This is a genomic window from Thermus sp. (assembly GCF_056332225.1).
Genome location: NZ_JBWGQW010000019.1, coordinates 24,231 through 33,733, shown reverse-complemented (window position 1 = coordinate 33,733; position 9,503 = coordinate 24,231). Strand labels below are relative to the sequence as shown.

General features: G+C 68.6%; 13 protein-coding genes, 2 tRNA genes and 1 pseudogene. 8 read left to right on the top strand and 8 right to left on the bottom strand.

What is annotated here, in order from left to right:
- Positions 1-32: 32 nt before the first annotated feature.
- Positions 33-107, bottom strand: a tRNA-Thr gene (locus AC01Y6_RS05540).
- A gap of 98 nt (positions 108-205) precedes the next feature.
- On the opposite strand from AC01Y6_RS05540, the gene AC01Y6_RS05535 reads away from it, so the two are divergent.
- Positions 206-292, top strand: a tRNA-Leu gene (locus AC01Y6_RS05535).
- A gap of 24 nt (positions 293-316) precedes the next feature.
- Positions 317-754, top strand: coding sequence for a tRNA (adenosine(37)-N6)-threonylcarbamoyltransferase complex ATPase subunit type 1 TsaE (gene tsaE / locus AC01Y6_RS05530; RefSeq protein ID WP_347241349.1), 438 nt, complete (start codon positions 317-319; stop codon positions 752-754).
- Here tsaE and AC01Y6_RS05525 read toward each other — a convergent pair.
- The 3 genes and pseudogenes from AC01Y6_RS05525 to AC01Y6_RS05515 form a co-directional block, all read right to left on the bottom strand.
- Positions 716-1,200 (bottom strand): annotated as a pseudogene (locus tag AC01Y6_RS05525) (TlpA family protein disulfide reductase). The gene tsaE and the pseudogene AC01Y6_RS05525 sit on opposite strands and share 39 nt — an antisense overlap.
- Positions 1,201-1,244: 44 nt before the next feature.
- Positions 1,245-1,745: a metal-binding protein gene (locus AC01Y6_RS05520; RefSeq protein ID WP_347241346.1), complete on the bottom strand. Its 501-nt coding sequence runs from the start codon at positions 1,743-1,745 to the stop codon at positions 1,245-1,247.
- A gap of 60 nt (positions 1,746-1,805) precedes the next feature.
- Entirely contained in the window at positions 1,806-2,519 is a 714-nt protein-coding gene (locus tag AC01Y6_RS05515) for a cyanophycinase (RefSeq protein WP_347241345.1), read from the bottom strand.
- An 82-nt stretch (positions 2,520-2,601) separates the two neighbouring features.
- On the opposite strand from AC01Y6_RS05515, the gene AC01Y6_RS05510 reads away from it, so the two are divergent.
- Both AC01Y6_RS05510 and AC01Y6_RS05505 read left to right on the top strand, forming a co-directional pair.
- Positions 2,602-3,162 carry a TetR/AcrR family transcriptional regulator gene (locus AC01Y6_RS05510; RefSeq protein WP_347241360.1) on the top strand — a complete coding sequence of 187 codons (561 nt, stop codon included), beginning with the start codon at positions 2,602-2,604 and terminating at the stop codon, positions 3,160-3,162.
- Entirely contained in the window at positions 3,159-3,653 is a 495-nt protein-coding gene (locus AC01Y6_RS05505; protein WP_347241344.1) for a CarD family transcriptional regulator, read from the top strand. The genes AC01Y6_RS05510 and AC01Y6_RS05505 overlap by 4 nt, the downstream gene beginning before the upstream one ends.
- Positions 3,654-3,735: 82 nt before the next feature.
- Here the strand turns inward: AC01Y6_RS05505 and AC01Y6_RS05500 are convergent, their stop codons facing one another.
- The 3 genes from AC01Y6_RS05500 to ispD are packed head-to-tail and all read right to left on the bottom strand — an operon-like array spanning position 3,736 to position 5,739.
- Positions 3,736-4,305: a hypothetical protein gene (locus AC01Y6_RS05500; protein ID WP_428719841.1), complete on the bottom strand. Its 570-nt coding sequence runs from the start codon at positions 4,303-4,305 to the stop codon at positions 3,736-3,738.
- Positions 4,250-5,110 carry a 4-(cytidine 5'-diphospho)-2-C-methyl-D-erythritol kinase gene (gene ispE, locus AC01Y6_RS05495; RefSeq protein ID WP_476670621.1) on the bottom strand — a complete coding sequence of 287 codons (861 nt, stop codon included), beginning with the start codon at positions 5,108-5,110 and terminating at the stop codon, positions 4,250-4,252. Before ispE ends, AC01Y6_RS05500 begins: the two co-directional genes overlap by 56 nt.
- Complete coding sequence (gene ispD, locus AC01Y6_RS05490; RefSeq protein ID WP_347241342.1) at positions 5,083-5,739, bottom strand: 2-C-methyl-D-erythritol 4-phosphate cytidylyltransferase; 657 nt, start codon at positions 5,737-5,739, stop codon at positions 5,083-5,085. The genes ispE and ispD overlap by 28 nt, the downstream gene beginning before the upstream one ends.
- 14 nt (positions 5,740-5,753) lie before the next feature.
- Between ispD and AC01Y6_RS05485 the strand changes: the two genes are divergently transcribed.
- Complete coding sequence (locus AC01Y6_RS05485) at positions 5,754-6,539, top strand: undecaprenyl-diphosphate phosphatase (protein ID WP_347241340.1); 786 nt, start codon at positions 5,754-5,756, stop codon at positions 6,537-6,539.
- Here the strand turns inward: AC01Y6_RS05485 and AC01Y6_RS05480 are convergent.
- Entirely contained in the window at positions 6,531-7,592 is a 1,062-nt protein-coding gene (locus tag AC01Y6_RS05480; RefSeq protein ID WP_428719844.1) for an aminotransferase class V-fold PLP-dependent enzyme, read from the bottom strand. The genes AC01Y6_RS05485 and AC01Y6_RS05480 overlap by 9 nt on opposite strands.
- A 145-nt stretch (positions 7,593-7,737) precedes the next feature.
- On the opposite strand from AC01Y6_RS05480, the gene AC01Y6_RS05475 reads away from it, so the two are divergent.
- The 3 genes from AC01Y6_RS05475 to AC01Y6_RS05465 all read left to right on the top strand — a co-directional run.
- On the top strand, positions 7,738-8,784 hold the full coding sequence (locus AC01Y6_RS05475) for a DnaJ C-terminal domain-containing protein (protein WP_428719845.1): 1,047 nt from the start codon (positions 7,738-7,740) through the stop codon (positions 8,782-8,784).
- Between the two features lie 113 nt (positions 8,785-8,897).
- Positions 8,898-9,119, top strand: a complete 222-nt coding sequence (locus tag AC01Y6_RS05470; protein WP_038064636.1) for a cold-shock protein — start codon at positions 8,898-8,900, stop codon at positions 9,117-9,119.
- Between the two features lie 83 nt (positions 9,120-9,202).
- On the top strand, positions 9,203-9,503 hold a 301-nt coding region (locus AC01Y6_RS05465), incomplete at its 3' end, for a GNAT family N-acetyltransferase (protein WP_476670620.1).

Below are 9,503 nucleotides of genomic sequence, written 5' to 3'. Positions count from 1 at the left end.
CTTCCGAGGCGGGGCTTTTTGCGTCCTGGAGCTGGAGCCGGTGGCCGGATTCGAACCGGCGGCCTACCGCTTACGAGGCGGTTGCTCTACCGCTGAGCTACACCGGCCCGCCTTCCCGAGTTTAGGGCAGGAACCCCTGTTTGGCAATCGCCTTGACAAGGCGAGGGCTTCTGCTAAACTAAAGCTTGCGCCTAGGGCGCGGCCTGCCGGGATGGTGGAACTGGTAGACACGCCATCTTGAGGGGGTGGTGCCCGCAAGGGCGTGCGGGTTCAAGTCCCGCTCCCGGCACCAAAGGGCCCTTCGGGGCCTTTTTTTATGCGCCTTGTCCTCGCCCGCACCCTGAAGAGCCTCGAGGACACCCGGGCCCTGGCCCGGGAGGTCCTCCCCCTTCTACCCCGGGGAGCGGTGGTGGCCCTGGAAGGGCCCCTAGGGGCAGGCAAGACCACCCTGGTCCGCTTTTTGGCCGAGGCGCTGGGCTTCCGGGGCCGGGTCACCAGCCCCACCTACACCCTCATCCACACCTATCCCACCCCGGAAGGTCCCCTGGTCCACGCCGACCTCTACCGCTTACCAAACCCAGAGGAACTCCTTCCGCAGCTCCTGGCCGCCGAGGAGGAAGCCCGCCTCACCCTGGTGGAGTGGGGGGACCCGAGGGCCCTAGAAGCCGGGTTCCTCTTCCGCCTCACCCCCCAAGGAGAGGCCCGGCGGGTGGAGCTATGGGAGCTCTGCCCCGGCCAGCAAGAGGGCGTCTAAAAGGGCTTCCCGCCCCGCCCGGCCGGCGAAGAGGGCCACCACCTCCCCTTCCTTGTTCACCACGAAGGTCCAGGGCTGGCCCGTCACCCTAAAGCGGCCCGCCACCTCGTGAGGCTTGTCCCGGCCAGAGGCCAAGAGGGGAATGAAGCGGGGATAAGCCTTCATGTAGCTCAGGACCACCTCCTTGGTGTCCCGGGGCTCCCGGCTGATGACGTAGAAGGGAACCTTGGTCTCCTCGGCCACCTGGTGCAACCCGGGGAACTCCGCCCGGCACACCGTGCACCAGCTGGCCCAGAAGACGATAACGGCGGGCTTTTTCATGGTCTTAGGGTGACGAGGTTTCCCTCAGGGTCCAAAAGGGCGAAGTCCGGCAGGCGCTCCCCCAGTCCCACCGCCAAGGCCAGCCCCAGAAAGAGCCCGAACCCCCAAACCTCGAGCTTCGCCATTAACCCCATTCTCCACGCCGCCCGCCCAAGGTGCGTAAACCCTCTTACCTTGGCCGCCGAAGGCGCTTAAGGTCATGGTCCGGCCAGATGCCGTCCGCCACCAGGTGAAGCCATTGGGAAAGGTAGTAGCCAAGGAGGCCAGAGCCCAGGGCCTCGAGGCCCAGGGAGGGAGGCCTTAGCCTCACCTCCGCCCCCAAAAAGCCCAAAACCCCCTGGGCGAGAACACCCAGCAGGCCCAAAAGGCCCACCAGGTACCCGAGCCGGGTGAGGGGCCCCAGGACCCAGGTGTGGGAAAGCCCCCGGTGGCGGAAGAGCCAGCCGTAGGGCCGCCAAAGGGGGCCCAAAAAGCCCCAGCGCCGCCTGGACCGCACCTCCTTCTCCGCCAGGTCCAGGTCCGGGGAGAGGAGGAAGGTGCCCGCCAGGTAGGCCAGGGCAAAGGCCAAGGCCTTGGGGTCCTCCGGGGAGCCCCCTAAGCCCAGGTAAACCAGGCTTCCCAAGCCCAGCGCCGTAAGGTTTATGGCCTCGTGCACGCGCCCCGAAGGCATGGAACCAGGATAAGCGCCCAGAGGCCGCTAGCCCAAGGCGTGGGAAAGGCCTGGGGGTACCTAGAGGGCGGGCAAGGGGAAGCGCTCCCCGGCGGAGAGCACGTCTACCCGTAACCCCTTTACCCCCCGTCCGGTGTGCTCCGCCCCCTCGGCGTCCACCAGGGTCACCCCGCCGACCCAGACCTCCCCCAGGCCCCTAAGGAGGCGCAAGGCGGTGTTCTCCAGAAGGCCTAAGCCCACCAAGTCGGGGTTGTCCGCCACCAGGCGGGAAAGGGCCAGGAAACGCCCCCGCTCCTCCACCTTGGGAAGCAGGGCCAGACCCCGGAGGAGGGCCAGGCCCAAGGCCGCCCGCATCTCCCCTTCCCAGGAGTAAAAGGCCGCCTCTCCCAGAAGCCCCGCCGCCTCTCCCAGGGCCACCACCCCGCCCCCCTTGCGGTGCACCTCCCAGAGGGCCTGGAGCACCAGGCTCCCCCGGATGAGGTCTAAAAACTCGGGAAGCCCCTCCGCCGCCAGGAACACCAGGGAACTCGCCGCCACCCTTTGGGCCACCTCCGGGTCAAAGGCTTCCTCCCGCCGCCTCAGGTAGAGGACCTGGCCCCGCCTGAGACCCAGGTCGCGGTAGGCCAGCCGCCAGGCCTCGGCCAGGTCCCTAAGGGGATAGGGCACGAGGAAAAGGGCCTCCCCCCTGGCCTCCTCCAGGAGCCTGGCCTCTACCAAGCGCAAGGCCCCCCTAAGGGGATCGGCGGTGAGCAAGGCGAAGAAACCCTGCCGCATGGCGGACCTCCTATACCCCTAGGGTAACCGCCTCCTCATGAAAGGAAAAGGGCGGTGTGGTAGACTTGGGGTCGTGGCCGCGATGGTATCCCCCCCGGGGGCCTTAGCTAAGGGAAAGCGAAAGGCCATCCTCGAGGCCACCTTAGAGGTTCTCCGGGAAAGTGGGCTTTCCGGCCTAAAGATGGAGGACGTGGCCCGGAAGGCCGAGGTGGGGAAAGGGACCATCTACCTCTACTTCCGCGACAAGAAGGACCTCCTCAAAAACCTGGTGGAGGAGCGAACCTGGGCCTTCTACCGGGAGGTGGAGGAACTGGTGCGCCTGCGGGCGCCTTTTTTCGTGCGCCTGGAGCGCATCCTGGAGAAGCGCCTGGCCTGGATTGCGGAGTGGAGGGGCCTTTGGGCGGCGGTGGCCCGGGAGGCCATGGAGGACCCCACCCCCTGGCTCAAGGGGCTCCACCAGCACTACCTGGACCTCTTGGAGGCCCTTGTGCGAAGCGGCCAGGAGGAGGGGGCCGTGCGTCCGGAGCTCTCTCCCAAGGCCACGGCCGCGGTGGTGGCGGCCTTGGGGTGCAACCCCCAGCTGGAGGTGGAGGCGTATTTGGAGCACCTCCTCTTGGTGCTCCGGAAAGGAGTCGCGCCGTGAAAGAGTTCCGTCCCGGCGACAAGGTGGTCTTGCCCCCTTATGGGGTGGGCGTGGTGGCAGGCATAGCCCAGCGGAGCGTGAGCGGCGTCAGCCGGGCCTACTACCAGGTGGACTTCCCCGGCTCCCGCTCCAAGGCCTACGTACCCGTGGAAGCCCCGCAAAGCGTGGGCATGCGCAAGGCCCTGGCCCCCGAGGAGGTGCCCGCGATCCTGGACCTCCTCAAGAAGGGGCGGATGCCCCTGCCCAAGCAGTGGGCCGCCCGCCACCGTAAGACCAGCGAGATCCTGGCGGACGGAAACCCCTACCGCATCGCCCAGATGGCCGGGCAACTAAGGGCCTGGGAGCTGGAGCGGGGCCTGCCCGACCTGGACCGGCAGGCCCTGAGGCGGGCCATCCACCTCCTCGCCGAGGAGGTCTCCCAGACCCTGGAAATCACCCTGCAAGAGGCCAAGCGCCTCTTTGAGGAGGCCTGGGGAGAAGAGCTGAACTAGGCCCTCCAGCAAGACCGCCCCATCCTGGGCAGCCTAGGATGGGGTCCACCCTATCACGCGCCCTTTCCTCGCCGACCTGCGTTCATAGGAGCAGGCTCCAGGTCTTTTTTTCCATTTCCAATATTCGTTCCAGGTAATGGGCCAAAACCCCCGGGCCCAACCCCTCGGCCATTCCCTGGGCCAGCACCTCCAGGTCAAAGAGCACCGCCTGGAACTCCGGGGCCGCCCAGTGCTCGGAAAGCTCCTGCCAGGGGCCATCCCCCTCCACGTGGGCGTTCCAGGCCTCGAGGAAGAGGCGGTTGAGGAAGTAGAAGAGCGCCAGGCGGTAGGGATAGGCAAGCCCCGCCATCTCCTCCAGAAGGGCGATGTATTCCCGCCGCACCGGGTGGACGGGGGCCCCAGGGTCCGCCCCTTGGGCCAAAAGCCAGTCCAACTCCTCCACCGTGGCCAAGAGGGCCTGGACCAGGGGGAAGCGGTGGGCCTGGGGGGCCTCGGCGAGGAGGGCCACCTGGTAGCGGTACAGGGCTTCCACAAAGGGGTAGTCCTGCCTAAGCCAAAAGGCGAAACGCTCCCGGTCCCAGCGGATGGGGAGGGCCTTAAGCGCCTCCAAAGCCTGGTGGTAGTGGGTCTCTGCCCTCTCCAAAAGCCCCACGGTTCCCTCCCAAATAACCCCAGCGGGCGTAGCCCGTGTATTTCAAGGCCTCCGCCGCCCGCCTGGCGTGGGCCTCGTCCTCGGCTAGACCGAAGAAGGCGCTTCCCGAGCCCGACATGAGGACCCCCCTTAGCCCCAGGACCCGGAGCCTGGCCTTGACCTCCCGTAGCTCGGGGTGGAGGCGGAAGGCGGGGCCCTCGAGGCTGTTCCAATAGGGCGGCTCCTCCCCCCGGGCCAGGGCCTGGAGGACGGCCTCCACCGGAAGCTCGGGGGCGAAGTCGTGGGGCTTCACCTCCCGGTAGACCAAGGGGGTGAGGAGGCGCAGGCCAGGGGCGAAGACCACCACCGGCAAGGGCGGCAGGGAGAGGGGCCTGAGGCGCTCCCCTACTCCCCTGGCCTCGGCCACCCCCCCCAGGAGGAAGAAGGGCACGTCCGCCCCCAGGGAAAGGGCGAGGGCAAAGAGGTCCACCTCCGCCGGGTAAAGCTCCTTCAGGGCCAAAAGCACCTGGGCGGCGTCGGAACTGCCCCCACCCAGGCCCGCCCCCTCGGGGAGGGCCTTCTCCAGGACAAGGCGCACCCCTCCCGGCCAGCCCGCCCTCTCCAGGTAGGCCGAGGCCGCCCGGTAGGCCAGGTTTCTTCGCCCGTAGCGGCCGCGGAAGGCGATCCCCTCGGGGATGGGCTCCAGGTAGAGGCGGTCCCCAAAGGAGAGGGCGGCGAAGAGGGTGTGGAGCTCGTGGTAGCCGTCGGGCCTTCTCCCCAAAAGGGAGAGGCCCAGGTTTACCTTGCCTGGGGCGATCCGTTCCATGCCCGGGCCAGCGCCTCCGCCAGGACCAGGTCCTCGGGGTAGGTGATCTTGAAGGCCGTCCTCTCTCCCTCCACTAAGGCCACGGGGTAGCCCAGGGCCTGCACCAGTTGGGCGTCGTCCGTGGCGGAAATCCCCCTCTTGCGGGCGTAGGCGTGGGCCTCCCGCAAGAGGGCGGTGAAGAAGCCCTGGGGCGTCTGCACCAGGCGCAAGGCCTCCCGGGGCAGGACCGACCCGTAGGCCCCCCCCTCGGAACGGATGAGGGTGTCGGGGACGGGAAGGACCGGCGCCGCCGCCCCCTGGGCCTGGGTGGCCCTCAGGACCCTTTCCACAAGGCTTCGGCTCACGAAGGGGCGGGCCACGTCGTGGACCAGCACCAGGGGAAGGCTCGCCGCCTCCAGCAGGCGGGCCACGGACTCCTGCCGGGTCCTGCCCCCCTCCAGAAAGGCGGCCCGAAGGCCCTGGGGGGGGCTTTGCCCCGGGGGCAGGGCCACCAGGACCTCCGCCGCCTCCGGGAAAGCGGCCAGGGCCCACTCCAAAAGGGTCCTTCCCCCCACCCGGAGGAAGGCCTTGGGCCCGAGACCAAGCCGCTCCCCGTTTCCGGCGGCGGGGATGAGGACGGAAACCTCCACCCTTTCATGGTAGCATGGGCCGCGTGAGCGCTTGGGAAGCCCTTCTCCTAGGCATCGTGGAGGGCCTCACGGAGTTCTTGCCCGTTTCCTCCACGGGCCACCTCACCCTCCTCTTCCACCTCCTGGGCCTGCCCGTGGAGGCCGACCCCTTCCTCAAGACCTTTCTCATCGCCATTCAGCTCGGGGCCATCCTGGCGGTGCTCCTCCTTTACGGGAAGCGCTTCGCCGCGGACCGGGGGCTTTGGGCGCGCATCGGGGTGGCCTTCCTGCCCACGGCCTTCCTGGGCTTTCTCTTCTATCCCCTCATCAAGGGGGTCATCCTGGGGAAGGACGGGGTGGTGGTCTTCTTCCTCTTCTTCGTGGGCCTGGCCTTGCTCTTCGCCGACCGTCTGGCGGAAAGGGCCCGCTACCAGGACGTGAAGGAGCTTCCCCTCCTCAAGGTGGCCTGGATCGGGGTGTTCCAGGGAATGGCCGCCCTCTTCCCCGGCACGAGCCGGAGCGGGGCCACCATCCTGGGAGGGCTTCTCCTGGGCCTAAGGCGCAAGGCGGCGGCGGAGTTCAGCTTCCTCCTGGCCTTGCCCACCATGCTGGCGGCGGTGGGGTACGACCTCCTGAAAAGCGCCCCGGGGATGCCGGAAGGGGGCTTGGAACTCCTCCTCCTGGGCTTCGCCTCCGCCTTGGTGACCGCGCTGGCCACCGTGCGCTGGATGGTCTCCTTCGTGGAGAGGGTGGGGTTCCGCCCCTTCGCCTACTACCGCATGGTTCTGGCCCTGGTCTACGCCTACTTCTTCCTACGCTAGGGCCAGGGCGCGGTCCAGGGCCTTCAGAAAAGCCCCGTAGAGCTCCTTCCGGGCCCCTTCCCCCATGAGGCCGAGGCGCAGGACCTGCCCCCGGGTGGGGCCGATGCCCCCGGCCACGGCCACCCCCTCGGCGTAAAGGGCCCTCACCAGGCGGTCCGCCTCCACCCCTTCCGGGGGGCGCACCACCAAGACGGTGGGGAGAGGGCTTTCCTTGGGATAGGGCCGGAAGCCCCGGGCCATGAGCTCCTCCAGGACCCAGGCGTAGACCTCTCGGGCGCGCCTTTCCCGGGCCTCGAGGCCCTCCTCCAGGGCCAGATCCAGGGCCTCCAGGAGGGCGTAGTGGAGGAGCACCGGGGTGGTGTGGTGGTAGCCCCCCCGCTCCCAGTGCTCGGCCACCCGGGCGAGGTCCAGGTACCAGCCCCGCTTCCCCGTGAGGGCCCTCCTGGCCTCGAGGCTCAGGGCGATGGGGGCGAGGCCAGGCGGGGCGGAAAGGCACTTCTGGCTCCCGGTGAAGGCGTAGTCCACCCCCATCCTCTTCATGGAAAAGGGAAGCATGCCCAAGGTGGTGACGGCGTCCAGGAAGAAAAGGGCCCCGGCCTCCTTGGCCAGGGCCCCCACCTCCGCCGCCGGGTTCAGCACCCCGGTGGAGGTCTCCCCGTGGACCAGGGCCACCATGCGGTAGCGCCGCTTCCTAAGCTCCCTCGCCACCCTCTCCGGGTCCACGGCCTCCCCCGGGGGGAAGTCCAGGACGGTGGGCTCGAGGCCGTGGAGGGCCGCCATCTCGGCCACCCTCTGGGAAAAGGCCCCGTTCACCAGGACCAGCACCGGGCCCCGGTCCAGGTTGGCGAGCCCCGCCTCCATGCCCAGGCTACCCGAACCCGCCAAGGCGGCCAGCAAGGCCCCCTCGCCGGGGTCAAAGAGCCTTCTCAGGCGTTCCTGGATGGCGCGGTTGACCCGGAGCACCTCGGGGTCCAGGTGGCCGCGCATGGGGCGGAGAAGGGCCTTTTGCACGCGCTCGGGGATGGGGGTGGGTCCTGGGGTGAGCAAGAGCATCCTGAGCCTCCCTAAAAGCCGAGGCCCCCGCGGGCAAACCCGGGGGGCCCTTCCCGAAGGAAGGGGCCCCCTACCGGGTAGCTCGCAGGAGCCTCATTGAGGGGCACTTTAGCAAAACCCCTTCCCCTTGTAAAGTGCTAGGTGGATGAAGGACTACTACGCCATCCTGGGGGTAAGCCGGGAAGCCACCCAGGAGGAGATCAAGAGGGCCTACCGCAGGCTCGCCCTCCAGTACCACCCCGACAAGAACCCCGGGGACAAAGGGGCGGAGGAGCGCTTCAAGGAGATCAATGAAGCCTACTCCGTCCTCTCCGACCCCGAGAAGCGGGCCCAGTACGACCGGGGGCTTCTTGGGGAAGGGAGCTTCCAGGCCGAGGACCTCTTTGACCTCTTCGCCCAGGTCTTCGGCTTTCGTTCCCCCGGCCGCCCGGCCCCCCGGGGGGAGGACCTCGAGGTCCAGGTGGAGGTGGAGCTCCCCGACCTCCTTCGGGGCAAGGAGGCGGAGGTGACCTACAGCCGCCTGGTCCCCTGCGAGGCCTGCGGGGGCCAAGGGGGCAAGCGGGTGGCCTGCCCCACCTGTGGGGGCCGGGGGGTGGTGGAGACCTACCAGCGGGGCCTCTTCGGCACCTTTTTGAGCCGCACCCCCTGCCCTCACTGCAAGGGCCAGGGCTTCCTCCTGGCGGAGGCCTGCCCCGTCTGCCGGGGCCGGGGCCGGGTGCCCCGGGAGGAAAGGGTACGGGTGCGGATTCCCCCGGGCATGGAGGAGGGCTACCTGCTGCGGGTGCCGGGCTACGGCAACCTGGGGCCGGGAGGCCCCGGAGACCTTTACGTGCGGCTTTCCGTGCGCCCCCACCCCCACCTGGAGCGGGAAGGCCCCCATCTGGTCTACCGCCTCAGGCTCGGCCTGGCCCAGGCCGCCCTGGGCACCCGGGTGGAGGTGCCGGGCCTCGAGGGCCCAATCCCCCTGGACATCCCCCCGGGCACCGGCCACGGGGAGGTGTTTGAGCTTCCCGGGGCGGGCCTTCCCCACCCCGGGGGGCGGGGGGCTTTGAGGGTGGTGGTGGAGCTTTCCGTGCCCAAGAAGCTCTCCCCCAAGGCCAAGGAGCTCCTTCGGGCCTACGCCGAGGAGGTGGGCGAGGAGGTGGCCCCCGAGGGCCTCTGGGAAAAGCTCAAGGGGCTCTTCCGCAAATAACCCTCCCCGTGGTAAAGTGAGTCATTCCGGGTCGCTTTAGGGTGGCCCCCTGGGTCTAAAGCAACCCCTCAAGCCCCGGATACGGGCGCAAGCCCGGAGGAAGAAGGAGCGGTATGCAGAAGGGTCGGGTCAAGTGGTTTAACGCGGAGAAGGGCTACGGCTTCATTGAGCGCGAGGGGGACACGGACGTCTTCGTCCACTTCAGCGCCATCAACGCCAAGGGGTTCCGCACCCTGAACGAGGGCGACATCGTCACCTTTGACGTGGAGCCGGGCAAGAACGGCAAGGGCCCCCAGGCGGTGAACGTCACCGTGGTGGAGCCGGCCCGCAAGTAAAGGCCTCTGGAAACCGCCCCGGCTTCCCCCGGGGCGGTTTTCCATCACCCGCTTCTCAGGAGGATGGGGGTAGGATAACCGGGATGCGGGCCTTAAGCCTCAGCCTACGGCCGGCCTCGCCGGAGGACGCCCCCGTGCTTCACGGCCTTTTCCTGAGAAGCCCCGGCTACTTCGCCCTGATCGGCATGGAGCCCCCTACCCTCGAGGACGTCCTCCAGGACCTGCGCACCCTCCCCCAGGACCCCCGCCGCCGGGCCTTCCTCCTCTTGCTGGAAGAGGAGGCCGTGGGCTATCTGGACTACAAGCTCCACTACCCCGAGGCCCGGGACGCCACCCTAAGCCTCCTCCTCATCCGGGAGGACCGCCAGGGCCAGGGGCTTGGAA

Bases quoted from the DNA above. Each gene is read 5' to 3' on its own strand.
- tsaE (WP_347241349.1), top strand. From the start codon at position 317: ATGCGCCTTGTCCTCGCCCGCACCCTGAAGAGCCTCGAGGACACCCGG.
- AC01Y6_RS05520 (WP_347241346.1), bottom strand. From the start codon at position 1,745: ATGCCTTCGGGGCGCGTGCACGAGGCCATAAACCTTACGGCGCTGGGC.
- AC01Y6_RS05515 (WP_347241345.1), bottom strand. From the start codon at position 2,519: ATGCGGCAGGGTTTCTTCGCCTTGCTCACCGCCGATCCCCTTAGGGGG.
- AC01Y6_RS05510 (WP_347241360.1), top strand. From the start codon at position 2,602: ATGGTATCCCCCCCGGGGGCCTTAGCTAAGGGAAAGCGAAAGGCCATC.
- ispE (WP_476670621.1), bottom strand. From the start codon at position 5,110: ATGGAACGGATCGCCCCAGGCAAGGTAAACCTGGGCCTCTCCCTTTTG.
- AC01Y6_RS05485 (WP_347241340.1), top strand. From the start codon at position 5,754: ATGGGCCGCGTGAGCGCTTGGGAAGCCCTTCTCCTAGGCATCGTGGAG.
- AC01Y6_RS05480 (WP_428719844.1), bottom strand. From the start codon at position 7,592: ATGCTCTTGCTCACCCCAGGACCCACCCCCATCCCCGAGCGCGTGCAA.
- AC01Y6_RS05475 (WP_428719845.1), top strand. From the start codon at position 7,738: ATGAAGGACTACTACGCCATCCTGGGGGTAAGCCGGGAAGCCACCCAG.
- AC01Y6_RS05470 (WP_038064636.1), top strand. From the start codon at position 8,898: ATGCAGAAGGGTCGGGTCAAGTGGTTTAACGCGGAGAAGGGCTACGGC.